The organism is Streptomyces sp. NPDC048644 (assembly GCF_043199105.1).
In the GTDB taxonomy this organism is placed as follows: Bacteria; Actinomycetota; Actinomycetes; order Streptomycetales; family Streptomycetaceae; genus Streptomyces.
The window spans coordinates 192,164-218,743 of record NZ_JBICVO010000007.1; the positions used below are offsets into that span (position 1 = coordinate 192,164).

General features: G+C 71.7%; 11 protein-coding genes. All 11 read left to right on the forward strand.

Going from position 1 to position 26,580, the window contains the following annotated elements; genetic code table 11:
• Window positions 1–501 precede the first annotated feature (501 nt).
• The 11 genes from ACGFNI_RS18085 to ACGFNI_RS18135 are packed head-to-tail and all read left to right on the forward strand — an operon-like array spanning window position 502 to window position 26,573.
• Window positions 502–2,052, forward strand: coding sequence for an argininosuccinate lyase (locus ACGFNI_RS18085; RefSeq protein WP_393684855.1), 1,551 nt, complete (start codon window positions 502–504; stop codon window positions 2,050–2,052).
• 20 nt (window positions 2,053–2,072) lie between these two features.
• Complete coding sequence (locus tag ACGFNI_RS18090; protein WP_393684857.1) at window positions 2,073–3,053, forward strand: kinase; 981 nt, start codon at window positions 2,073–2,075, stop codon at window positions 3,051–3,053.
• A 1-nt stretch (window position 3,054) separates the two neighbouring features.
• The gene (locus ACGFNI_RS18095) at window positions 3,055–5,334 is read left to right on the forward strand and encodes a pyridoxal-phosphate dependent enzyme (protein ID WP_393684858.1); all 2,280 of its coding nucleotides are present in this window, start codon (window positions 3,055–3,057) and stop codon (window positions 5,332–5,334) included.
• Window positions 5,331–6,410 carry a GntG family PLP-dependent aldolase gene (locus ACGFNI_RS18100; RefSeq protein ID WP_393684860.1) on the forward strand — a complete coding sequence of 360 codons (1,080 nt, stop codon included), beginning with the start codon at window positions 5,331–5,333 and terminating at the stop codon, window positions 6,408–6,410. The genes ACGFNI_RS18095 and ACGFNI_RS18100 overlap by 4 nt, the downstream gene beginning before the upstream one ends.
• Complete coding sequence (locus ACGFNI_RS18105) at window positions 6,403–9,822, forward strand: AMP-binding protein (protein WP_393684861.1); 3,420 nt, start codon at window positions 6,403–6,405, stop codon at window positions 9,820–9,822. Before ACGFNI_RS18100 ends, ACGFNI_RS18105 begins: the two co-directional genes overlap by 8 nt.
• A gap of 1 nt (window position 9,823) precedes the next feature.
• Window positions 9,824–16,549: an amino acid adenylation domain-containing protein gene (locus ACGFNI_RS18110; RefSeq protein ID WP_393684863.1), complete on the forward strand. Its 6,726-nt coding sequence runs from the start codon at window positions 9,824–9,826 to the stop codon at window positions 16,547–16,549.
• Between the two features lie 40 nt (window positions 16,550–16,589).
• Window positions 16,590–20,729, forward strand: a complete 4,140-nt coding sequence (locus ACGFNI_RS18115; RefSeq protein WP_393684865.1) for an amino acid adenylation domain-containing protein — start codon at window positions 16,590–16,592, stop codon at window positions 20,727–20,729.
• 16 nt (window positions 20,730–20,745) lie between these two features.
• The gene (locus tag ACGFNI_RS18120) at window positions 20,746–22,008 is read left to right on the forward strand and encodes an MFS transporter (RefSeq protein WP_393684866.1); all 1,263 of its coding nucleotides are present in this window, start codon (window positions 20,746–20,748) and stop codon (window positions 22,006–22,008) included.
• Entirely contained in the window at window positions 21,995–24,349 is a 2,355-nt protein-coding gene (locus ACGFNI_RS18125) for a penicillin acylase family protein (protein ID WP_393684868.1), read from the forward strand. Before ACGFNI_RS18120 ends, ACGFNI_RS18125 begins: the two co-directional genes overlap by 14 nt.
• Window positions 24,346–25,455, forward strand: a complete 1,110-nt coding sequence (locus ACGFNI_RS18130) for a threonine aldolase family protein (protein WP_393684869.1) — start codon at window positions 24,346–24,348, stop codon at window positions 25,453–25,455. The genes ACGFNI_RS18125 and ACGFNI_RS18130 overlap by 4 nt, the downstream gene beginning before the upstream one ends.
• Window positions 25,452–26,573, forward strand: a complete 1,122-nt coding sequence (locus ACGFNI_RS18135) for a pyridoxal-phosphate dependent enzyme (RefSeq protein ID WP_393684871.1) — start codon at window positions 25,452–25,454, stop codon at window positions 26,571–26,573. Before ACGFNI_RS18130 ends, ACGFNI_RS18135 begins: the two co-directional genes overlap by 4 nt.
• Window positions 26,574–26,580 lie beyond the last annotated feature (7 nt).

The window sequence follows — 26,580 nt, forward strand, 5'->3', positions numbered from 1 at the left end:
ATCGGTCAACTCTGGCCGCCTGATTGCTCGTTCATGGCTCCTGCCACTCCCCCGAGGCGACGGCGACTTCGAGACCGGTCGGCCGTATACAGGCGGTGGTGTGCCGGGGGCCGCCCCGTGTCGTCAGCCGTCGGCCGGTGCGGCGTTCGCTCGGTGTGGCCGGCGTCCCCCGATGGCTCCGACCTGCTGCGATGCCGATCGCGGGCGCAGACGGCATGTGCCCCTGGCCCTGGCAACCGGATCTCGCCACTGTGAATGTTTTGCGACAAGCTGCAGACGGGTGTTGACGCCGGTCCAGTGCAGGTCGACCGCCACTGAACAGCAGGAATAAGACATTCCGCGTCAGAAATCCGGGGACTCAACCGCCACTTCACTCTTGACCCACCCCAAGCGCCAATCGAAGCTATGTCGGCCACAGCAGTCGAGGTCGGAGAGAGAGCTCACCGGTCTCGACTTCTTAGCGCCGCAGCGAGGTACTGACACGTATCTACGGGGGGTTCGATGCCTGAGCGCGACGTTGCTTCTGAACGCTTGAGCGGACGCATTTCCGCAAGCCCCAGTGCGTTACTCCATGAAGAGATCCTGGAGCCCCAGTTCCGGTACGAGGCAAAAAATCTTCTTCCCTGGTACGTGGCCATCGAGAAGGTCCTGGCGACCGAATACGGGCGCATGGAGCTGATCGAGGAGGAAGACGTCCGGCTCATCGGGCGACTGCTGAACGAGGTCACAGCCGACCGGATCCAGGCGGACCCGCAGGCCAATCACTCGGATATCGCCTTCGCCATGGAGAGGTATATCGAGCGTCGGCTCACCACTCCCGTGCCCCGGTGGCATGTCGACCGGAGCCGCAACGATCTTCAAGCCTGTGCGCAGTTGCTCTTCGGCAGGAGCCAGGTGCTGCGGGCCGCCGCGTCACTCGCCGCTTTCGGGCGGTCCGCCCACCGGCTCGCCGCCCGTCATCTGCACACTCCGATGCCGGGGTACACGCACCTTCAATCGGCCCAGATCATCACTCCCGGCTTCTACCTGGCGGCCGTGTCCGGCCAGGTACTTCACTCGCTGGAACGTTTTTTCAACACCTATCGGGGAATCGATCTCTGCCCGCTGGGTGCCGGTGCCATGGCCGGTCAGGAAATTCCCTGGGACCGCGAAAGGATGGCGCACCTGCTCGGTTTCCGGGCGGCCCATCCGCACGCCCTGGCATCGGTGGCATCGCGTGACTGGGTCGTGGAAATCACCGCGGAACTCTCCATACTCGCCACTTCGCTGGGCCGCTTCTGCACCGACCTGATGAACTGGGGCAGTGCCGAGTACGGGCTGATCGAGCTTCCGGACGAACTCTCCGGCATATCGTCCGCCATGCCGCAGAAGAAGAACTATCCGATCCTGGAGCGCATCCGCGGAAAGACCGCGCACCTCACCTCACTGCACCTGGACGTGTTGCTCGGGCAGCGCAACACGCCGTACTCGAACTCGGTCGAGGTCTCCAAGGAGGCCGGCTCCCACGTACTGGAGTCGTTCGACACGCTGTGCTCCACGCTGAATCTGTTCACCACGGTTCTCGACAATCTCCGATTCCGGGAACCGCGCATGCTGGCGGTGTGCGAGCGCGAGTATCTGGGCGGGTTCTCCCTCGCCAATCTGCTCACCCTTGAAGAGGGGGTGCCGTGGCGCAAGGCGCAGGTCATCGCGGGTCAGTACATCACCGCAGCGGTGGGACGCGAACTGCTGCCCCGGCAGGCCGATCCGGGCCTGCTGTCGGAAGTCGCCCTGAAAAGCGGCTTCACCCTCTCCAGGCCGGAACATCTCCTGGCGGAAGCCTTCGACGTCCGCCGCGGACTTCTCCGGAAGAACTCTCCGGGATCCGCACACCCGGACGCGGTCCGCGCTCTCCTGGACACCCAGTCCGCCCGTTTCGAGGCGCTGGAAGAGGAATGGGCCGCGTGCGGGGAAAGGACTGACGTCGCTCTCGCGGAGACCGACCGGCTGCTCGGTATCGACGGCGCCGTGCCGGAATCCGCTCCTGCGGACGCGCCAGGCGTGACCCGGTGAGCGCGGGAGGTGCGGGAGACGTGGGAACGCGTCGTACCGGTCCCCTTTCCGTGGGAACGGATCGTCACGTTTCCGTTTCCGGGGAAGCGGTCGGGGCGGGTGCCGCTCACGGTACGTTCGGCGAGTTGTTGCAGGGGGTGCTCGAAGGGAACGGCCGCGACTTTCTGGTCACGTTGCCGATATCCCTGTCCTCCACCGCCGAATTCCGGCTGACCGAGGGCGCAGGCGAGGTGAAGGTCAGCCCCGTGCACAAGAGGAAGTCGCAGGCTCTGGCGCAGCGCATCCTGCGGAGCCGGCGGATCGACAGCGGCGGCGTCCTCACGCTGACCAGCACGCTCCCGGAGGGAAAGGGGCTGGCCAGCTCGTCCGCCGATCTGGTGGCCACCGCCCACGCGGTGGGCGACTGCCTCGGGCTGCGCTTCACGGAGAGCGAGATCGAAGCGCTGCTCAGGGAAGTGGAGCCGTCGGACGGCGTCATGTACCGGGGCATCGTGGCCTTCTACCACCGGGAGGTCCAGCTGAAGGAACGGCTGGGCTTTCTGCCCCCGTTGACGATCGTCGCCCATGACATCGGGGGGATGGTGGACACGGTCCTTTTCAACCGGTCCCCCAAACCCTTCGATGCGGCGGACCGGAAGAAGTACAGCAAGCTGCTCGACCGACTGCGTGAGGCGGTCTCGTGCGGCGATCTCGAAACGGTGGGCGAGATTTCCACCCATAGCGCACACATGAATTCGAAGATCATGGCGCGTGCGTACTTCGACGACATCCTGCGCATCTGTCACGAGGTCGAAGGACTCGGTCTCGTGCTGGCGCACAGCGGCACGAATCTCGGAATTCTGCTGCGCGACGACATCAGTGACCATGCGGACCGCCTGTCTCATGCCCGGAAGTCCTGTGAGGCGCTTCCCGGGGTCGTCTCGCTCTACCGCTCCATGGGTCCGCACAGCTACGACGCCGATGAAGAAGTGACCGTATCCAACAATTCGCGGGGGATATGACATGCTGTTCGGCAGCCTGGTCGATGCCATTGGCCATACGCCGCTGGTGCGTTTGCGTACCGCAGCGCCCGGCGTCGAGATCTACGCCAAGCTGGAGTTACAGAATCCGTTCGCGATGAAGGACCGGGTCGCCAGGAACATGCTCCTGGAGGCCAGGCGCACGGGGGCGCTGCGCGAGGGCGCGCCCATCGTGGAGAGTTCGTCCGGCACCATGGCGCTCGGTGTGGCGCTGGTCGGGACGGCGCTCGGTCACCCGGTGCACATCGTCACCGATCCCCGGATCGATGCCCTGACCCTGGCGAAGCTGCGTGCGCTGGGGTGTGAGGTGCACGTCGTGCGGGCGATGACCAGTCACGGCTGGCAGAGTGCCAGGCTGGAGGAGCTGGAGCGGCTGATGGCCGGTCTGCCTGGCGCGTTCTGGCCCCAGCAATACAGCAATCCCGACAACCCCGGCGCGTACCGGCTGTTGGCCGAAGAGATCCTGGCGGATCTCGGTCCGGTGGACGTGCTGGTCGGCTCGGTCGGCAGCGGCGGATCGCTGTGCGGAACGGCCACCGCGCTGCGGCAGACGCTGCCCGAACTGCGCGTGGTGGGCGTCGACTCGGTCGGCAGTGTGCTGTTCGGGCAGCCGGACGTCCCAGGCCGGCTGCAGAGCGGGCTGGGCAACAGCCTGTTGCCGAAGAACCTGAACCGGCGGGTCATCGACGAGGTGCACTGGCTCAACGACCGTGAGGCGTTCGAGTCCGCCCATGCCCTCGCGAGGGAGCAGCAGGTGTTCGCGGGCAACACCTCGGGGTCGGTGTACCGGGTGCTGACGCATCTGGCGGCGCACGCGGAGCCGGGCACCCGCGTCGTCGGCATCCTGCCGGACCGGGGTGACCGCTACGTCGGGACCGTGCACAGCGAGGACTTCTGGGCCGAGAAGGAACTGTCCCGGCTGGAGTCCCGCAGTGCCCCGGTGACCGTCCCGTTGGGGCAGGTCGTCCACAGCTGGTCCACCGCGTCCCTGCGTGAACTGCCGGACGAGCCGCGCCACTTGCTGTTCGTGGAGTCCAACACCACCGGCACCGGCATGCTGGCGCTGTCCGTCGCGCGGCGTCTCGGCTTCGAGCCCGTGCTGCTGACCAGCGCCCCGGAGCGCTACGCGGGGCTGGACGAGGCCGGCTGCGAGGTGATCGTCTGCGACACCAACTCCCCGGCGGAATCGCGCCGGACGATCCAGGAGCGGTTCCGGCGCGAGGATCTGGCGGGTGTCACGACCACCAGTGACTTCTACGTGCCCGCCGTCGCGGAGCTGGCCGCCTGGCTGGGGATGCCGGGCAATCCCGCCGAAGCGGTGGCCGTGTGCCGTAACAAGGCGCTGCTGCGCGAGCGGCTGCGGGAGCACGGTGTGGCGCAGCCCGGGTTCGCCACGCTCACCGATGTCGCGGCGGTGCCCGCGGCGGTGGCCGCGGTGGGGCTGCCCTGTGTGGTGAAGCCCGCCGATGACTCCGGGTCGAACAACGTGCTGCTGTGCAGGACCGAGGAGGAGGCCGTCGCGCAGGCGCAAAAGATCCTCGGCATCCGTTTCAACGTCCGCGGGCTGCCCACCGCGGGCGCCGTCCTGATCGAGGAGTACGTCGACGCTCCCGAGTTCAGCGTCGAGATGTTCAGCTGGGAGGGCGAGGCGCGCTGCGTGGGGATCACGGAGAAGAGCGTGACGGGGCTGCCGCACTTCGTGGAGTACCGGCACGTCTTCCCCGCCGCGCTGACGCCGGGAGAGGCGGCTGCCCTGGAGGACGCCGTGCGTCGCGCCGTGCTCGCCACGGGCATCACGCTCGGCGCCACCCATACCGAGGTGCGTCTCACCGCGGAAGGACCGATGATCATCGAGATCAATCCGCGGCTGGCCGGCGGGATGATCCCGGAACTGGTCCAACTGGCCACCGGCACGCAGTTGCTCGACCAGCAGGTGCGGGTCGCCGCGGGGCTGCCGCCGGAGCCGGTGCGTGCGCCCGCCCGGCAGGCAGGCATCCAGTTCCTGCTGGCGGACCGCGAGGGGAGCCTCGCCGAACTGGCCGGGGCCGACCGTGCGCAGGACACCCCGGGGGTGGACCGGGTGGTGGTCACCGCCGGGCAGGGGGCACAGGTGCGTGCGCCCCGCAACGCCTATGACCGTCTGGGCTATGTCATCGCCCACGCCGACACCTACGAACAGGTCACCAAGATCCTGGCCGACGCCGTCGGCCGGACCGCCGTCGTCCTGGAGGGCGACGACGCACGAGAGGGGCACGCACAGTGATCGAACTGCGCAGCGACACGTTCACCCTGCCGACCCGGGAGATGCGCCGGGCCATGGGCGAAGCGCCCCTCGGGGACGACGTCTACGGTGAGGACCCGACGACGAACCGGCTGGAGGAGCTGGCCGCCGCCACGCTCGGCAAGGAGGCCGGGTGCTTCATGCCGAGCGGCACCATGGCGAATCTGGCGTCGATCATGGCGCATGTGCCGCGTGGCGCGAAGGCGTTGGTGGGCGACGAGAGCGACATCTACATCTACGAGGCCGGTGGTGCCTCGGTGTGCGGCGGCGTCGTCTGCGAGCCGGTTCCCACGCAGCCGGACGGGCGGCTGCTCCTGGACGATCTCGCCAAGGGGTACCCGGACGATCCTGACGACCCGCAGTTCGCGCTGCCCGGCCTGATCTGCCTGGAGAACACCCATAACCGGTGCGGCGGCGCCGTCCTGCCGCTGGATTACCTGCGCGAGGTGCGGCAGTTCGCCCGGGAACGGGACACTCCGGTCCACATGGACGGTGCGCGGATCTTCAACGCCGCCGTGGCCGCCGGCGTTCCGGTCGCGGACATCGCCCGGCACGCGGACTCCGTCCAGTTCTGCCTCTCCAAGGGGCTGTCGGCGCCCATCGGTTCCATGGTGGTGGGCACCAGGCCCTTCATCACCAAGGTGCACCGGATCAGGAAGATGCTCGGCGGCGGCATGCGGCAGACCGGGGTGGTCGCCGCGGCCGGAATCCTGGCCATCGAGAATGCCGGGCGGCTTGCCGAGGACCACCGCAACGCCGGACGCCTGGCCGACGGTCTGGCGAAGATCCCGGGCATCGAGGTCGTCCCGGCCGCCACCCGGACCAACATCGTCATGTTCCGGGTCATCGACGACCGGTTCACCGTGCAGACCTTCGCGCAGGCAGCAGGCCGGCACGGTCTTGCCGTTGCCGAGCTGGGGCACGGGCGGCTGCGGGCCGTCACCCACCGCGGGCTGAGCGAACAGGACGTGGCCGACGCGGTCGACGTCGTCGCACGCGTACTGGCCGAGCCGGCCGGTCCCCTCTCGACCGAGGCAGGAGCCGGGAACCGTGTCTGAGCAGCCGAACACACCGTTCCCCTCCCTTCCCGCCGCGCTCTCCCACTGGGCGGCGCAGCGGCCCGACGACGTCGCGTACGTCTTCGCGTCCCAGGACGGTGAACACCGCGTCAGTTACCGGGAGTTGGAGCAGTCAGCGCTCGGCGTCGCGGCGTTCCTCCAGTCGACCGCACAGCGGGGCGACCGGGTGCTGCTCCTGCTGCCGCCGGGCCTCGACTACCTGACCGCGTTCCTCGGCTGCCTGTACGCGGGGGTGGCGGCGGTGCCGCTGTACCCGCCGCGCCCCGGGGCGAAGCTCGACCGGATCGAGGCGGTGGTCCGCGACTGCCGGCCGTCCCACGCGCTCACCAGCGCCGGGCTGCTGGAACACCTTCAGGACATCCCGCGGTTCGCCGGGACGCACCAACTGGAGCTGCACAGCGTCGAGTCGGTCAGGGAAGCCGGGCCCGGCCCGTACCGTACCGTCGCGCTCGACGGCGGGGAGCTGGCCTTCCTCCAGTACACATCGGGGTCGACCGGGCAGCCCAAGGGCGTGATGGTCGGGCACGGCAATCTCGTCGAGAACGAGCGGGCCATCGCCGAGGGGTTCGGGATCCGTCCCGACGACGTCATCCTCAGCTGGCTGCCGCTCTATCACGACATGGGGCTGATCGGCGCCGCGCTGCTGCCGCTGTACCTCGGCATCAAGGCCGTGCTGCTGGACACCTTCGCGTTCATCCACGATCCGCTGATCTGGCCGGAGGCCATCTCCCGGTACGGGGCGACCTGTTCCGGCGGGCCCAACTTCGCCTACCAGCTGCTGGCCGACCGGTACGACGCGGACCGGCTGGCCGGTGTCGATCTCGCCTCCTGGCGGATCGCGTTCAACGGGGCGGAGCCGATCATCCCGGCGACGCTGGAGAGCTTCGCCGCGCTGTACGGCCGGCACGGGTTCGACGAGCGGGCGGTGTACCCGTGCTACGGGCTGGCCGAGGCCACGCTGTTCGTCTCCGGCGCCGAGCCGATGACCGGCTACCGCAGCCTTCAGGTGAGCCGCCGCACGGTGGAGCGCGGGCGTCTCGATCACGCGGTGGCGGGGCGGGACGAGGACGTCGTCACCGTCGTGTCCTGCGGCAAGGCCGCCGCGCGCACCGGCATCGTGATCCGCTCGGACGACGGACGCGCTCTGGCGGACGGGGAGGTCGGCGAGATCTGCGTGCGCGGCGCCAGTGTGGCGGGCGGCTACTGGGGGCGTCCTGAGGTCTCCGAAGACACTTTCCGTGCCCGGGTGGCCGGGCAGGAGGGTACTTTCCTGCGCACCGGCGACCTCGGTGCGCTCCGCGAAGGCCAGCTGTATCCGGTGGGCCGGCGCAAAGACTTGATCATCGTCGCCGGGCGCAATTTCTATCCGCACGACATCGAGAACGTCGCCTCCGCCGTCTCCGGCGATCTGCGGCGCGGCTGCGCGGCGGCGTTCCAGCCTGATCTGGCGGAGCCCCGGGTGGTGCTGGTGCTGGAGGCGGCGCGGGCCGCGCTGTCCCGGCTGCGGGCCGACGCCGGGGCGGTGCGGGAGCTGGCGGCTGCGGTGCGCCGCCGGGTGGGTACCGAATGCGGTCTCGATCTTGCCGAGGTGGTGTTCGTCTTCCCCGGTTCGGTTCCCAAGACGTCCAGCGGGAAGATCCGCAGGTCCGAGACACGGCAGCGCTTCATCGAAGGACGGCTGCGCCGGGTCGGCGAGGCGACGGCGGAGCAGCCAGGCCCGGAGGCCGGTGCGGTGGACGTACGGGCCCTGGCCGCGTCGGATCCGCAGGTGGTGCGGGCGGCCCTGGCCCAACTGGTCGCGCCGCACGTGGGTGCCGCGCCGACGCCGGACGACTTCGCGCAGCCGCTGGCGGCGCTGGGGCTCGACTCGCTCAAGCTGGTGGCGCTGCGTACCGGCATCGAGCGGCATGCGGGGCGGCGGGTGGGTGCCGAGCTGTTCTTCGGTGACCGGTCGCTCGACGACGTCGCGCAGGCGCTGGCCACCGGGGCGCCCGCCGGGACCGGGGCGGCGGACGGCGAGGGCGAGGTGCCCCCGGCCGACCCGGACCGGCCGTATCCGGCGACCGAGGGGCAGGTCCAGTTCCAGTTCCGTCATGAGCTGCTGCCCGACGACACGGCCCAGAACCTGCCGGTCGCCCTGCGCATCGGCTGCCGGCTCGATCCGGAGCGGATCCGTGCCGCGGTCGGCGCCGTCATGGCCCGCCATCCGGCGCTGCGGACCACCCTGGGCGAACCGGGAACCGGCACACAGGTGCTGCACGAACCGGGCGCCCTGCGCCTGGACTTCAGTCACTGGGAGACCGGCGCCGACGACGACGGCGCGGCGCGGCGGCTGCTGGCGGACGTGGCGCACCGGCGGTTCGACCTCACCGGCGGTCCGCTGGTGCGTGCCGCGGCGGTGTGTGCGCCCGGCAGCACCGTGCTGCTGCTGACGGCCCATCATGCGGTGGTCGACTACTGGTCACTGCGGATCGTCCTGGCCGAACTGCTGTCCTCGCTCCTTGACACCCCGTTGCACGGACCGGGGCAGGACGCCGCGGGTGCCACCCGCGGCGCGGTGGACTGGGCCAGGCACCAGGCCCGTGCGCTGGACACCCCGGACGCCAGGGGCCGGGTCGCCGAAGCGGCGGAGAAGTGGCGGCCGTTCCGCGGTCATCTGCTGTTCCCTTCGGACCGGCCGGCGCCGCGCCGCCGCACTCCGGCGGGGGTGGTGGACTTCGCGGTGGACGCGGGCCTCACCCGCCGGGTGTACGAGGACGCCAGGGCTCAGGGGCAGACCCCGTTCGCCGTGCTCGCCGCCGCCTATCTGCGTGCGCTGCACCGGGTCACCGGCCAGGAGCGGATCGTCATCGCGACGCCGTACCACAACCGTTCCGACTGGCGGTTCTCCGGCACGGTCGGCTATCTGGTCAACATGGTGCCGCTGCTGGGCGACTTCCGTTCCGGTGACGCGGCCGGTGAGCTGCGGGCCCGCACCTGGCAGGAGCTGCGGCGTTCCATGGAGCTCGCGGACGTGCCCTTCTCCCGGCTCGTCAAGGCGCTGGAGCCGCCACGGCACGGCCAGAACCCGCTGTTCCAGGCGACGTTGACCTTCCAGCAGTCCGCGGACGGGCTGCTGGACGACGGGTTCGCGATTCCGTGGAGCGGGTGCCGGCAGACGCTGGGCGACGTCCAGGTGGGCGCCGTCGACATTCCGCCGCGCGATGCGGCCTTCGCGGTGAGCCTGTACGGCGCCCGGCACGGCGACCGTCTGGTGTTCCGCCTGGAGCACCAGGAGCACTTGGTCCCCGCGGAGACCGCACACCGGGTGCGCGACGCGTTCCAGGCCGCCCTGGCCGAGTTCACCGGCCCCGCCGCCCCACCCCGCGGTACCGAAATCGCTGGAGGCTGACATGAAGGAGAACACCGTGCCGACCTCGCCTCTGGCGGACGTGGACAGCCTGACCGAGGCGTTCGACGCCGTGGTGCGGGCACACGGCCGGCGCACCGCGGTGCGCTGCGGCGACCTGTCGCTGACGTACCGGGAACTCGACGAGCGGGCCAGGTCCCTGGCCGCCGCCGTGAAGGACCGGGCCGGGGATCCCGAACGCCCGGTCGGCATCCTGCTGGAGCGGTCGGCCGACATGGTGGCCGCCGCCCTGGCCGCGCTGCGGACCGGTTCCTCGTACGTGCCGCTCGACCCGTCGAGCCCCGCGGCGCGCCTGGAGCTGATCCTTCAGGACGCGGCGCCCTCGGTGGTCATCACCTCCCGTGACCTGGCGGGTCTGCTGCCGGACGGGGTGCCTGCGGTGTGCGTGGACGATCCGCTGCCCGCGCCCGCGGCGGGGGCTCCGGTGGCCGTGGGCCGCGACACCCGCGCGTACGTCATCTTCACCTCGGGAACCACCGGGCGCCCCAAGGGAGTTGAGGTCTCGCACGGCAATGTGCTGCGCCTGTTCACCAGCACCGAGTCCCTTTACGGCTTCGGGCCCGACGACGTGTGGACGCTGTTCCATTCGTTCGCGTTCGACTTCTCCGTGTGGGAGATGTGGGGCGCGCTGCTGTACGGGGGCTGCGTGGTGGTGGTGCCCCGGCAGACCGCCCAGGATCCGCAGGCGTTCCGCAGGCTGCTGGACGAGGCGCGGGTGACGGTGCTCAACCAGACCCCGACGGCCTTCAAACAGCTCATCGCCGAAGACACCGGGCACCAGGACCGGCTGCCGCTGCGCTGGGTGGTCTTCGGCGGGGAGGCGCTGCACTTCTCCGACCTGAGCCGCTGGGTGGCCAAGTACGGCGATGCGGGACCGGCGCTGGTCAACATGTACGGCATCACCGAGACCACTGTGCACGCCTCCCACCGCAGGGTGCGCGGCGCCGACCTCAAGGACGGCCGCTCGCTGATCGGCCGTCCGCTGCCCGACCTGGACTTCGTCCTGGTCGATGACGCGCTCGCGCCGGTGCCGGACGGCGAGACCGGCGAGATCCTGGTGACCGGGCCCGGCGTGGCGTCCGGCTATCTGGGCCGCCCCGACCTCACCCGCGAGCGGTTCGTCGACCTGCCGGGCGGCGGCCGTGGCTACCGCTCCGGTGACCTGGCCCGGCTCACACCGGAAGGGGAGTTCGCCTACGAGGGGCGCAAGGACGACCAGGTCAAGATCCGCGGGTTCCGCATCGAACTCGGCGAGATCCAGGCGGCGCTCAACGACGTCCCGGCCGTCCGCCAAGCCGCCGTGGTGGTGACCAGGCCGCAGACGCCGCCGGCCGGTCCCGTGGTCAAGGAGCCCGAGCTGTCGCCGCGGATCACGGACGTGCGGGACCTCGTACGGGGCAAGGCCCGCGCCCGCAGGCCGGGGAGCGACGTCCCCCGGATCGTGGCGTACGTGGTGGGCGACGGCGGGCTCGACGCCGACGACCTGTTCGCGCGGCTGCGCAGGCGCCTGCCGCCGTACATGATTCCCGCGTTCGTGGTGCCCGTCGACGCGCTCGCCGTCAACCACAACGGCAAGGTCGACCAGGACCGGCTGCCCGCGCCCACCGCCGCCAACTCCCTGCGGGAGTCGGCCCCCAAGGCCGCCCCCGCGGGTGCGTCCGATGCCGGGACGGGCGCCATCCGCGAGGTGTTCGCCGATGTCCTGGGCGTGGCCGGGATGACGGATGACGACTCCTTCTTCAGTGTGGGCGGCGACTCGATCCTGGCGCTGAAGCTGCGCTCCCAGGCGCTCAAGCGCGGGATTTCCCTGGAACTCGGCGACATCTACGCCCTCCAGACGCCGCGGGCGCTGGCCGCCGTCGCCGAGTGGGTATCGGAGTCCGAACAGCAGCCGCCCGCCGAGCCGTTCGCTCTGCTCGACGCGGCGGACCGCAGGGCGCTGCCCGCGGACGGCATCGAGGACGCCTACCCGGTGGGGACGCTCCAGGCCGGCCTGCTCTTCCACAGCGCCTACGAGAGCGAGGTGAACATGTACTGCGACATCTTCATGTTCCGGCTCCGTGGGACGGCGTACGACGACGAGGCGATGCGACGGGCAGTGGCGCGTGCCGTGGATCGCCATGACGTGCTGCGGACCTCGTTCCACTTCTCCGGCTACTCCCGGCCGCTCCAGTTGGTGCACCGCTCGGCCACCCTGCGCGTCGCGGTGGAGGACCTGCGCGGGCAGGCGCCGCAGGACCAGGAGGCGCAGCTGGCGCAGTGGCAGCAGCGCGAGCGGCTCATCCCGTACGACTGGGCCGAGCCCCCGCTGATCCGCTTCGCCGTGCACCTGCTGGGCGACGACGAGTTCCTGTTCTCGATGAGCTTCCACGACGCGCTGCTCGACGGCTGGAGCGAGTCGTCGCTGATCACCGAGATCCTCGCCGACTACTGGGCGCTCCGCGACGACCCGCAGCTGCCCGCCGCCCCGCGGGCGGTGCGCCGCTACGCCGACTACATCGCCCTGGAGCAGCAGGCGCTCGACGACGGCACGGTGACGGACTTCTGGGCCAAGGAGCTGGCCGACGCCGAGCCGACGCTGCTGCCGCGCGGGGCCGACGGCCCGTCCGACGTGCACCAGGGGACCATGGGCTTCCTGGCCGTGGACATCGACCCCGACCTGTCGGACGCGCTGGACGACCTGGCGCGCGAGCACAGCGTCTCGCTCAAGCACGTCCTGCTGGCCGTGCACGCCCGGGTGCTGGCCGCGCTCACCGCGCGCGACCGGGTGCTGCTCGGCGTGGAGTCCAACGGCCGGTTCGAGGGCGAGGGCGGCACCGATGTGCTGGGGGTGCACCTGAACGTGGTGCCCTACCTGCTGCCCACCCGCGGCGTCGTCTGGCACGACCTGATCAGGGCCGCCTTCGACAAGGAGAACGCCCTGCTGCCGGTGCGCCGGTACCCCTACGCCGAGCTGATCAGGCTCGCCGGGGCCCGTGAGCTGACCGACGTCAGCTTCAACTACACGCACTTCCACAGCTACGAGCGGCTGGCGGACGCGACCGGGTTCCAGGTGCTGGACGCCAAGGCGTACATCCAGACGCACTTCACGCTGCGCACCGAGTTCAACAAGGACCCCTTCAGCAAGCTGCTGACGCTGGACCTGGAAGCCAACGTCCAGCGGGTCACCGAGGATCAGCTGCGCACCATCGGCCTGATGTACCGCAATGCGCTGGCCCATGTGGCGGCGCACCCGCACGCACTGCCCACGCAGCGCGAGCTGCTGGGCGATGACCGGTGGCAGGAGCTGCTGGACGGGGCCGGGCAGCCGCCGGTGCCGCTATCGGCGCCGGGCTTCTTCACCCGCTTCGACGAGGCGGTAGACCGGTACGCGAACGGGACCGCCGCCCGGTGCGGGGACGACGCGCTCACCTACCGCGAACTCGCCGACCGCGCGGGCGCGTTGGCGGCGTGGCTGCACGAGCAGGGGGTGCGGCCTGGCGAGGTGGTGGCGCTGGGCGCCGCCCGCGGGCTCGACCATCTGACCGCCGTGCTCGCCGTGCTGCGCACCGGCGCCGTGTACCTGCCGCTGCCCGGCGGTCCGGTCCGCCGGGTGGCCGGCATGCTGCGGACCAGCGGCGCCCGTACGGTGCTGTGCGATACCGCGTTCCGGGCCGCCGTCACCGAAGCCGCGGGCGACGGGATTGCGGTGCTCGACCTGGCGCGGGCGCTGGGCGAGTCCGCGGGGCACCCGCCGTACACCGGCCCCGCGCCCACGGGACGGGACGCCGCCTACGTGATCTTCACGTCGGGTTCGACGGGCGAGCCCAAGGGTGCGCTGCTGCGGCACGACGGGATGCTCAACCACCTGGAGGCCAAGCTCGGCGACCTGGAGATGGGCCCGGGTGATCTGCTGTCCCAGGACGCGGCGAGCACCTTCGACATCTCGGTGTGGCAGCTGCTCGGCCCGCTGGTGGTCGGGGCCACCACCGTGATCTACCCCGATGAACTCAGCCAGGACCCGCCCCGCCTGCTGCGGGCGGTGGCCGACGACGGCATCACGGTCCTTGAGGTCTCGCCGTCCGTCCTCAGCGTCTTCAGCTCCGAGCTGGCCTACCACGGGGCGCAGGCGTTCGGTCCTTTCGCGCTGCGCTGGGTGGTCTCCAGCGGCGAGACGCTGACGCCGCGCTGTGCCAACGCCTTCCGGCGGCAGCTGCCGCAGGTGCGGCTGCTGAACATGTGGGGCGCCACCGAGGTGTCCGACGACTGCACCCACCACGAACTGGTCGGCGAGGCGGACGAGCGGGCGGCGTCGGTGCCGGTGGGCCGCCCGATCCGCAACGCCAAGGTGTACGTGCTCGACGCGGACCGGCAGCCGGTGCCCCTCGGTACCCCGGGCGAGCTGTACGTCGGCGGGCTGTGCGTGGGGGCCGGCTACGTCAACGACGAGGAGCGTACGGCGGCGGCGTTCGTCCCCGACCCGTTCGCCGGTGCCCCGTCGGCCCTCGCGTACCGCACGGGCGACTGGGGGCGTCAACTCGCGGACGGCACCTTCGAGTTCATCGGCCGTATCGACAGTCAGCTGAAGATCCGCGGGCACCGCATCGAACTGGGCGAGGTCGAGCGTGCCCTCGCCGGTGTCGGCGACCTCCAGGAGAGCGCCGTGGTCGTCCGCGACGGCGGCGAAGGCGCGCAGCTCGTCGGCTTCTTCGTGCCGAAGGCGGCCGAGAACCGGGCGCCGGACGAGGCCGCACCGCCTGCGGCGGAGGTCCGCCGGATCGGCGTCACGGCCGCCGCGCTGCGCGACCGGCTCGCCGAGACGCTGCCCCGGTACGCCGTCCCCGACTACCTGGTCCCGCTCGACGGGCTGCCGCGCACCCCGCACGGCAAGGTGGACACCGCGGCGCTCGCCCGCTGGGACCTGACGGCCGTCGCCGCAGGTGACGAGCAGGACGGCGGACCCGCGACCGCCACCGAGAACACCGTCATCGACGTATGGACCGCGGTGCTCGGCCTCGACCGCAGGCCGTCCCCTGGCACCCACTTCCTGGACGTGGGCGGCCACTCGCTGCACGCGACCCAGGTCATGGCGCGGCTCAGGGACCGTCTGGGGCAGGACCTGCCGCTGCGCCTGCTGTTCGAGAACCCGACGCCGCGCGCCCTGGCGGCCCGGCTCGACGAGGTGACGTCCGGCCGCTCGTCCGCGGACGCCGGTGGCCTGCGGATCCCGCCGCGCGCCGCGGGGACGGACACCTTCCCGCTCACCGCGGGCCAGTCGAGCCTGTGGTTCCTGAACCAGGTCGATCCCGACGACCGTGCCTACGACAACACGTCACTGCTGCGCCTGTCGGGCCCGCTGGACGCCGAAGCGCTGCGCGGCGCCGTGGAGTTGCTGGCCGACCGCCACGAGATCCTGTCCATCCGGTTCGGCGCCAGGGACGGCGTCCCGTACCAGGCGGCGGATCCGGAGGCGCGGGTGCGGCTTGAGACCGAGGACGCCGTCGGGCTCGGGCTCGACGCGCCCGATGCGATGGTGGCGCATGTGCGGGAGCAGGCGCTGGCGCACCGCTTCGACCTGGCCCGCGGGCCGCTGGTCGTCGCGCGCCTGTACCGCTTCTCCCCCACCGAGCACATCCTGCGGTGGAGCAGCCATCACACCGTCTCCGACGGCTGGTCAACGGACGTGGCGGTCCGGGAGATCACCGAGGCGTATCTGGCCGCCGCCGAGGGACGGCAGCCTCAACTGCCCGAACTTCCGGCGCAGTACGGGGACTTCGCGGTGTGGCAGCGGGACTTCCTGGCCGCACAGGCCGGCCAGGAGCGGGCGTTCTGGCGCGCGTACCTGGACGGCTGCCCCGACACCCTCGCACTGGCCACCGACAGCGAACGCACCGAGGACCGCTCCCGTGCGGCCGGGCAGCTGACCACGGTCTGGGATCGTGCCACGGCGGAGGGGATCCGGGCGCTGGCCCGCGCCCACGACAGCACGCCGTTCATGGTCTTCCACGCGGCGGTCGCGGCGGTCATGTCGCGGTTCGCCCAGCAGTCCGACCTGGTGCTGGGCGCGGCGGTGGCCGGGCGTGCCCTGCCGGAGACCGAGAACCTGATCGGCTTCTTCGCCAACACCCTGCCGTTCCGCTACCACGTCGAGCCGGGCTTGAGCACCACGCGGCTGCTGGAGACGGTGACGGCGAGCGCGCTGGAGGCGCTGGAGCACCAGCATCTGCCGTTCCAGGAGATCGTCCGGGTGACGGGGGCCGAACGGCGTCCCGGCACCTCGCCGCTGGTCCAGGTGCTGGTGACGGTGGACAACTATCCGCTGCGCCTGGACGGGATACCGGGTCTGGTCGGCGCTCTGGAGCAAGTGCCGTCGGCCACCAGCCAGTTCGACCTGTCGTTCCGGTTCGTGGCGGACGGCGCGCCGGGGCTGACGCTCCAGTACGACACCACGCTCTTCACCGAGGAGAGCGCCGGGCGGCTGCTGCGGGCGGTCGGGGCGATGCTGGCGGGTTTCCTGGCCACGCCGGACCGCGAACCGCACCGCATCGCGCTGATCGACACCGCCGACCAGGAGGCGCTGCGGCGTATCTGGCAGGACGTCAGCGGCGGGCTGCTCGACTTCGGCGACTCGGCCGACGCCGTGCAGGTGGCCGAATCGCCCCACTGGGAGGAGTTCCTCCGGCGGGTGGACGACGGCGGCCTGCTGTGCGCCCTGCTGCTCGCACTCTGACGGACCAGGTGCCCGTGACGAGGGCGGAAGGAACACATCGATGAACAAGGACCGTGTGGAACAGCTGCGCCGGCGCGTCGCGCTGCGCGCCGGGCGGGGCGGCACCGCGACCGCCGCCGCGCCGGCCCCGTCCGGGGTGAAGGACGCCGGATCGCTGACCGAAGCCTTCGCCGCGGCCGTGCGGGCGTACGGCGACCGGGTGGCCGTGCGCTGCGGCGCGCAGTCGCTGACCTACCGGCAGCTCGACGAGCGGGCCGCCGCGCTCGCCGCCGCGCTGGCTCCCCGCAGCGGGGGCCCTGCCAGACCGGTGGGCATCCTGCTGGAACGGTCGGCCGACATGGTGGCCGCCGCACTCGCCGTACTGCGGACCGGCTGCTGCTATGTGCCGCTCGACCCCTCGACCCCGCCCGCCAGGCTCGGGCTGATCCTTCAGGACGCGGCGCCCGCCGTGGTCCTCACCTCCCGCGACCTGGCGGCTGCGCTGCCCGCCGACCAGCCGGTGCTGTACGTGGACGAGCCGGCCCCGGCGCCCGTCGAGGGCAGCACCGGCGGGCCGGCCGCGGACCGCGACAGCCGCGCGTACATCATCTTCACCTCGGGCACCACCGGCCGCCCCAAGGGCGTCCAGGTCACCCACGGCAATGTGCTGCGGCTGTTCAGCAGCAGCGAGGGGCACTACGGGTTCGGTCCCGACGACGTCTGGTCGCTGTCCCACTCCTTCGCCTTCGACGTGTCGGTGTGGGAGATGTGGGGCGCGCTGCTGTACGGCGGGACGCTGGTGGTGGTTCCCAAGGACACGGTGCAGGACCCGGCCGCCTTCCGCGTGCTGCTGCGGGAGGAGCGGGTGACGGTGCTCAGCCAGACCCCCACCGCCTTCAACCAGCTCATCGCCGAGGACGTCCGGCACCCCGACCGGCTGCCGCTGCGCTGGGTGGTGTTCGGCGGCGAGGCCCTGCACTTCTCCGACCTCAAGCGCTGGACCGCCAAGTACGGGGACGACACCCCGGCCCTGGTGAACATGTACGGCATCACCGAGACCACCGTCCACGCCTCCTTCCGCCGGGTCCGCCTGCCGGACCTGGACCGGGGCGTCTCCCTCATCGGCCGCCCCCTGCCCGACCTGGACTTCCTGCTCCTTGACGAGAATCTGGCGCCGGTCCCCGTCGGTGAGATCGGCGAGATCGTGGTGACAGGACCCGGCGTGGCGCTCGGCTACCTGGGGCGGCCCGAGCTGACCAGGGAACGGTTCGTCGAGCTGCCGGGCGGGCGCGGGTACCGGTCGGGCGACCTGGCCCGGATCGTCCCCGACGGTGAGTTCGAGTACCACGGCCGCAAGGACGACCAGGTCAAGATCCGCGGCTTCCGCATCGAACTGGGCGAGGTGGAAGGGGCGCTGCGGGGCCTGGACTGCCTGACCGAGGCCGCGGTGGTGGCCCACGACCTGCCGGAACTCGGCCGGACGCTGGTGGCCTACGTCGTCGCGGACGGCCCGGAAGTTCCTGCGGCTGAACTGCGGCGGCGGCTGGCGCGGGTGCTGCCCGACTACATGGTGCCCGGCGTGTTCGTCCCGCTCGGCCGGCTGCCGCTGACCGCCAATGGCAAGCTCGACCGCAGGGCGCTGCCCGACCCGTCGGCGGGCCACCCGGCCGAACCGGAAAACGCCGTCGGGGACTGCCCCGCGGGCGCGGACCGTGACCCGGTGGAGGCCCGTATCGTCGCGGCCATGTCCGACCTGCTGCGCACCGAACAGGTCACCCCGGCGGGCGACTTCTTCGACCTGGGCGGGCATTCGCTGCTGGCCATCCGGCTGCTGGCGCGGATCCGCACCGACTTCGGGGTGACCGTCGCGCTGCGCGACTTCCTGAGCGATCCCACCGCGCGTGCCCTGGCCGCCGCCGTACGCGACGGGTCCGCTGCGGGCCGCGGCGACGGACCGGTGCCTCCCCTCCTGAAGGCACCGGAAGGCGACCGCCAACCCGCCACCTCCGCCCAGCAGCGGCTGTACTTCCTCTCCCGTCTGGAGCCGGACAGCTCGGCGTACAACCTGCACCTGTCCGTGCTGCTGGAAGGCGACCTGGACGAGGCGGCGCTGTGCCGCGCCTTCGGCGCGCTGGCCGACCGGCACACGCCGCTGCGCACGGTGCTCCGCCTGGTGGACGGCGAGGTCACCGCGGTCACACGGCCGGCCGGTGAGTTCCGTCCTGTGGTGGAGGAGCCGCCGGCCGACGCCGGTGGCGGCACGCCGGACGAGGTGGCGCGGATCGTCGGGCGGCTGGCCGACGAGGAGACCGCCAGGCCGTTCGACCTCGAAGCCGACCTGCCGCTGCGGGTGCGGCTGATCCCGTTCGGGCCGCGGCTGCACGCGCTGCTGGTGACGATCCATCACGCGGCCGGCGACGGCTGGTCCAACGCCGTGCTCGGCCGGGAACTGCGGCTGCTCTACGCCCACTTCAAGGAACAGCCGCAGGCCGGGGGCGACCCGCTGCCGCCGCTGCCCGCGACGTACGCCGACTACGCGCACAGCATGCGGGAGTGGCTCGGCGGTCCGTCCTCCGAGCCGGACATCGACTACTGGGAGGGGCGTCTGACGGACCTGCCGGACGAGCACGGTCTGCCCATGGACCGGCCGCGTCCGCAGCGGATGACGCACCACGGGAGCACCCTCACCCACCCCGTGAAGGGCGCGGCGGCCACGGCGGTGCGCCAGGCGTGCCGGTCGGCCGACGTCACCTTGTTCATGCTGCTGCAGGCGGCCTTCGCGCTGTTCGTCGCGCGGCGCGGCAAGGAGCCCGACGTGGTGCTCGGCACGCCGGTGGCCAACCGTCCGTCGCCCGACTTCGACGACGTCATCGGGATGTTCGTCAACACCATGGTGCTGCGCACCCGGGTCGGCACGTCCGGGACGTTCGGTGACCTGCTGGCGCAGGTGCGTGACCAGACGCTGCGCGATCTGGAGCACCAGCACGTGCCCTTCGAGGAGTTGGTCAGGCGGCTGAACCCGCGGCGCTCCGCGCAGCACACTCCGCTGTTCCAGCTGATGCTGGTGGTGCAGAACAACGAGCGGGTGCCGCTGGGCCTGGACGGGCTGTCGGTGACGCCCGTGCGGTTCCCCGAGCAGGAGGCGAAGACGGACCTGGTGCTCGATGTAGCCGAGGACGGCGAGGACTTCGACCTGCGCTGGCGGTACAACACGGACCTGTTCGACCGGGAGACGGTGGCGGGGATGGCCCGGGAGTTCGCCGAGCTGCTGGCGCGGGTCTGCGGCGACCCGCGCACCCCGCTCGTCGCGCCGTCCGATGCAGCCGCCGGCACGGCACGGCGGGCCGCGGACGCCCTGTTCCCGCTGCGCAGGAATCCGGGCGGCGCACCGCCCGTGTTCGCGTTCCCCGGCATCCTGGGGCTCGGCGCCTCCTACGCCCAGCTGTCCGCCTGCTTCCCCGAGCGGTCCTTCCACGCCCTGTCCACCAAGGAACTGGTGCGGGCGCACGGCGAAAGCCTGACGGTGCCCGCGCTGGCCGCCGAGTGTGCGGGGATCATCGCCGCCGAAGCGGCGGGCCGTCCTGTGCATCTGGTGGGCCACTCCTTCGGCGGGGCCCTGGGGCATCACGTCGCCGCCGCCCTGACGGAACACGGTCACCCGGTGCTGTCACTGGTACTGCTGGACTCGCTCGTTCCCGAAGCGCTCCAGGCGGAACTGTCCGCACCCCGCGGCGAGTTGCTGGCGTTCTTCCTCGGCAGTCTGGCGGCGGCCTTCCCCGAGATCGGCCGGCAGCACGCCGAGGGGGTGGCCCGCGACCTGCGGACGCTGCCGGAGGCCGAGGTGCTGCGGAAGGCGGAAAAGATCATGGGGCCGGCGGTCGAACTGCTCGGCGGCACGCTGCACGAGGCGTTCGACCGCTACCTGCGCCTGGCCGGATTGCGCTGGCCGCGGACCGGTGGCGGGGCGGGTGTGCCCACACTGCTGGTGGAAGCCGCCGAAGCGAACGGCCAGGGCAGGGCGGATCCCCGGCCGGACTGGGAGCGTCTGCTGTCCGGCCGGCTGACCTGCGGGAGCGTTCCCGCCGATCACGAGGGAATGCTGCGCCACCCGCACACGGAGACGCTCGCCGGGCTGATGCGGCGCTTCTTCGCTCCGTACGACCGCGGCGCCGCCCCGACGAGCACGCCGACGCAACTGTGAAGGGACATCGGCCACGATGACACGTTCCACCGCCTCGCCCCCGTTCATCGCGAGGCTGCTGATCGTCGGCTCCGGCATCATGAGCCTGGCGAACTCGTTCACCGTTCCGTTCCTGGCGGTGTTCCTCCGCAGGGAGTTGGGCCTCGCGCCGTCGACGGTGGGTTTCATCGTCGGCTCGTCCGTCTTCTTCTCGGTCTTCGCGGGCTTCGTCGGCGGTTCGCTGTCCGACATTCTGGGCCGCGCCCGGCTGCTGCTGTTCTCCCTGCTCGGCGTCATCGCGTCGTTCATCGGCTTCTATTTCAGCCATCACGTCCTGGCCGTGTTCGCCTGCAACGCGGCGATGTCGATGAGCGCGGCCTCGTTCAGCCCGGTCGGCAAGGCGATGCTCAGCGACGTACTGCCCGACCACAAGCGGGTGAAGTGGTTCTCGCACCAGTACCTGGCCCTCAACATCGGCTTCGCCGTCGGCCCGCTCATCGGCGGCTTCGCCGGCCTGTCCGGAGGGCGGACGGCGTTCCTGGTCTCGGCCGCGGTGTACGCCTGCTATCTCACCCTGCTCGGGCTGAGCCTGCTGCTGAACCGCGGTGCGCGGGCGGCGGGCGGGGCCGGGGCGGCGCCGGACACCGAGCGTTTCGGGGCGGTGACGCGCGGTCTGCTGGGCAGCGCGCGGGTGGTGGCAACGGACCGTCTGCTGCTGTGCTTCATCGTGGCGGGGCTGCTCCTGGAGGCGGTGCACGGCCGGATCTCGACGCTGCTCGCCCAGCACCTGGCGATCGGCTTCGACAACGGGACGACGATCCTCGGCTACCTGCTGACCACCAACGCCGTGACGGTGGTGGGCTTCCAGATGCTCGCCTCCCGTTTCGCGAGCAAGCGGGAACCCGTCACGTCGATCACCATCGGCGGGCTGCTGCTGTTCGGCGGCATGGTGGGCTTCGCGGCCTCCGCCGAGCCCTGGCAGTTCGTGGTGTCCATGGTGGTCTTCTCGGTGGGCGAGACGTTCATCATCCCGTCGGAGTTCGCCATCATCGACCGGATCGCGCCCGAGAACGGCCGCGGCAGCTACTTCGGCGCCCAGACCTTCACCCAGCTCGGCGGGTTCGTGGGCCCGTCCGCCGGCGGGCTGCTGCTGGCCGGGGCAGGAGGCACCGCGATGTTCCTCGGGGTGGGCTCCTTCGCGCTGGTCAGCGTGGGCATCTACCTTCTCGTCAGGCGGCGGATCCCGGTCCCTGCCGCACCGCGTGGCACGGACAAGGAGGAGACGCATGAGCCGGCGTGAGGAATTGGTGCGGCACGGCCTCAACCTGGCGGCGCTGCCCAGCCGTTGGGCCCACGCCGACCGCGGGAGTCTGCGGCTCGCCGGGTTGCTGCGGGGCGCCGCGGTCCGACGGGACGAGCGCGGGGTGCCCTGGGTCGATGCGGACAACGAAAGGGACCTGTACTTCGCCGCCGGGTTCGCCCAGGCCCAGGACCGGCTGTGGCAGATGGACGTGCTGCGCCGCCGGGCCCGCGGCCGGCTGTCGGAGGTGTTCGGGGCCGCGACCGTGCAGGAGGACGTGCGGGCCCGCAAGCTGGCGCTGACCCGGGTCGCGCGCCGCTCCGAAGAACTGCTCGGGGCGGAGCACCGGGCCGCGCTCGCCGCCTTCAGCGCCGGGGTGAACGCCGCGGCCGACCGGATGCGGCGGCGCGGCGGGCTGCCGGTGGAGTTCCTGCTGCTGCGCTACCGGCCCGTCCGGTGGACTCCGCTGGATTCGATCCTCATCGTGAAATACCTGGGCTTCGACCTGGCCGTGAACATCAAGAACGAGGTGTTCAGGTCCCGCCTCGCGGCCGAACACCCCGAGTACCGTGCCGCGTTCACCGAGCCCAGATATCCGGCGGACGGGCCCGTGACGGTGCGCAGCCGCAGGCCCCGCACCCGGCCCGGCGCCGCGTCCGTGCCGCCCCCGGCGATCGGCTCGCTGCCGCGGGAGTCCCGGCGGTGGCTCGACGGGCTGCTGGACGGCGAGCATCCGATCGGCTCGAACGCCTGGGCGGTGTCCGGCAGCCGTACGGCATCCGGGCACCCGCTGCTGGCCAACGACCCGCACGTGCCCTTCACCCAGCCGAGCCTGTGGTACCAGATGGGGCTGCACCTCAACGGGGGCGACGGGGAAGGCGCCTTCGGGTACGGCGTCACGGTGCCAGGCGTCGCGGGCCTGATCGCGGGCGCCAACCGTCAGCTCGCCTGGGGCATCACCAACTCCACTGTCGACACCCAGGATTTGTGCGTGCTGCCGCACTCGCCTGCCGAGAGCTGGCAGGAGGAGAGCACGGTCGCCGTCCGCGGCGGCGCCGCCGTCCCGGTGCGGGCGGCCGGCGGGGACCGTTACGTCGCCATGGATCCGCCGACGGCAGGCGACGAGGACCGGTACGGCCTGTTCTGGAGCGGTTTCGAGCCGTCGGCGGAGGTCGCGTGCTGCCAGCTGATGTGGCGGGCGGGCGGACCCGGGGAGTTCCGCGAGGTGCTGCGGGGGTTCGGGGTGCCGGTGCTGAATGTGGTCCTGGCCTGCCAGGACGGCACCGTATCCGTCAAGACCGCGGGTCACGTCCCGGCGCGGGTGCCCGGCAGCGGGCGCGCCCCGGCGGAGAAGGAGCAGGTCGCGGCGTCCTGGCGCGGTTTCCTCGACTTCGACGACCTCCCGGAGGACGCCGATCCGGAACGGGGTTACGTCGTCTCGGCCAACCACAAGATGCTGCCCGACGACGACCCGGTGGACGTCGGAGCCGACTGGGTCGCCCCCTACCGTGCCGAGCGGATCGAGGAGTTGATCACCACGGCGCCGGAGATCACCCCGGAGGCGTGCGGCCGGTGGCAGGGCGACGTGGCCAACGGGCGGGCCGCAAAGCTGCTGCCCACGCTCCTCGCCGCGCTGGCCGACGATCCCCCGGCCGAACCGCTCGCGGCGGCCTGCCACCGGCTGCTGGCGGACTGGGACGGCCACGATCACGGTCAACTGGCCGCGCCGCTGGTCTTCTTCCGCCTCCTCCAGAAGCTGACGGACCGGTGGGTGCGCGACCGGCTCGGCCCCGACCTGGCGGCGGCCATGCCCGACGTGACGCTCCAGGTCGACCATCTCGTCACCACCGCCGCCGCCAGGGCGGGGCTCGGCGAACCCGACCCGCTGCCGGTGGTCGTACGCCGCGCGCTCACTGAAGCCGCCGCCTGGATCGCCGAGGAGCAGGGCACGGAACCCGAGCGCTGGCGCTACGACCTGACCCACCGGATCCGCGACCGGCACGCGCTGGCGAAGGCGGTGCCGGCGCTGGGCTCCTTGTTCGGCGGTGTCACGACGCCGTCCGGCGGCAGCGGGCACTCCGTCTGCCTGATGACACCCGACCGTACGGGCACGGTGGTGGAGGGGGCGCCCTGGCGGTTCGTCGCCGAGCTGCGGCCGGACGGGCCGCGGCTCTGGGACGTGCTGCGGCACGGCAGTTCGGGGCATCCGCGCTCGCCCCACTACGACGACCAGACCCCGTTCCACGCCGCAGGCCGGCTGTACCCGGTCCGCCTTGAGGGCCCGCGAGGGGAAGCGGCAAGCCTGCTGACGCTGCGTCCCCGGGGCGGAGCGACCGCGTGAAGGAGAACGGAAGCGGCCCGGCGCACGTCCCGAACCGGGCGGGCATCGTCCGTTCACTGTCCCTGCACGCTCCCCTGCGCAGGACGCCGCACCGGATGCTGCGCGCGATGCTGGAAGCGCTGCCCGCTGACGGTCTGCCCGATGATCCGGTCGCCGAGCTGGAGCGCCGGATGTGCCGGCTGCTCGGCACCGAGGCGGCGCTGCTGTTCCCCACGGGCACGATGGCACAGCAGGTGGCGCTGCGGCTGCACGCCGAGCGACGCGGCACCCGTACCTTCGCCGCCCATCCGCTGACCCACCTGGAGGTCTGGGAGGAGCGGGGGTACGCGGCGGTGCACGGGCTGCGATTCCGGCCGGTCGGCGACCGAGACCACCTGCTGACCACGGCCGATCTCAACGCCGTGACGGAGCCGCTCGCGGCCCTGCTGCTGGAGCTGCCCCAGCGTGACATCGGCGGCCAACTGCCGTCCTGGGACGACCTGGTGGCGCAGGTGGCCTGGGCCAGGGAGCGGGGCGCGGCGGCCCATCTGGACGGTGCCAGGCTGTGGGAGGCGCAGCCGTTCTACGGGCGTCCGCACGCCGGGATCGCGGCGCTCTTCGACACCGTGTACGTCTCGCTCTACAAGGGCCTGGAGGGCATCCGCGGCGCCATCCTGGCGTCCGATGCCAGGACCATCGACGACGCCGCGCTCTGGCGGCACCGGCTCGGCGGCACCATCGACGACGCCTGGCCGCTCGCCGCTGCCGCCCTGGTCGGTCTTGACACCGTGGCGGGCCGGATGTCCGTCTTCCGGGACCACGCGGTGGCGGTCGCCGCTGCGCTGCGCGCCGACGGGGTGGTCCGCGTGGTTCCCGACCCGCCGCAGACGCCGTTGTTCCACATCCATGTGCCCGCCGCCCCGGAAGCGACCGAAGACGCCGCACAGGAGATCCTCCGGGAGCACGGTGTCCAGCTGTACCTGCGACTGCGGACCTCCCCGTACGAGGGCCACTGCTCCTTCGAGGTCTGTGTGGGGGAAAACGCGATGGAGTTCGCGCCCGGTGAGGTGGCCGCGCTGATGCGGGATCTCGTGCACCGGGCGCGCCGTACCGGAGGTGCCCGATGAAGGACGTCGAGACGTACACAGCACCGGAGTTCGTCCGGTCCCCGGCGCTGCGCGCGCTGGAGTGCATCCAGTGTTCTGCGAGGTACCCGGTGGACGATCATCCCCGGGGCTGCCCCGCGTGTGACGCGGCCGGGCGCAACGCCAACCTGTTCTGCGTGTACGACGAGCGTGCGGACGGCCTGGAGGACCGGCTGCCGTACCGGAACACGCCCGCTCTGGGCGAGGGCGGCACGCCGCTGCTGCGGCTGCCGTGGCTGGCGGGCGCCTCCGTCAAGAACGAGGCCGCGAATCCCACCGGCTCGCACAAGGACAGGTTCGCCGCGATGGCCGTGGCGCACGCCGCCGCTTCGGGTTTCGACGCGGTCGCCATCGGCTCATCGGGCAACGCGGGGATCGCGCTGGCCGCCTACGCCGCCGCGGCGGGGCTGCGCTGTACGGTCGCGGGCTTCAGCCGGCTTCCGGAGGCGACCCGGCAGCATCTGACGGATCTGGGTGCGGACCTCCGGCTCTTCGACACGGACCGGGAACGCGTCGGGTGCGTACGCGAACTGGGCGCGCGGGCGGACACGTTGGCCGTGTCGAACATCGCGACGCCGTTCGTCGGCTGCCATCCGGTGGGCATCGAGGGCTACAAGCGCATCTCCTGGGAGATCGCCGGTCAGGCGCCCGCCGAGGTCCGTCACGTCGTCCTGCCCACCTGTAGGGGCGACCTGGCCTGGGGCGTCCACCGGGGCTTTTGCGAGCTGAGCGCCCTGCGGGGGACGTCGGTGCCACGGCTCCACCTGGTGGAACCGATTCCCCGCCTCGCCGCGGTGCTGGACGGCGCGCCGGTCACCGGCCACTTCCCCGGCGACAGCGGACGGCTGTACTCGATCGGCGGGCACACCACGACCGTGCAGGCCCACCGTGCGCTGACCGGTTCCGGCGGGAGTGCCGTGGTGGTGGACGACGCGGCGGCGGACGTGTGGTTCACCCGGCTCTGCCGCCGCGGCCACGTCTGGGAGCGGAGCAGCGCGACCGTGTTCGCCGCGTACGAACGCCTGCGCGCGGACGGGGTGATCGGCGACGCCGAGCACACGGTCCTCCTCGCGACCTCGCACTTCTTCAAGGGGCTCTGACCGCCCC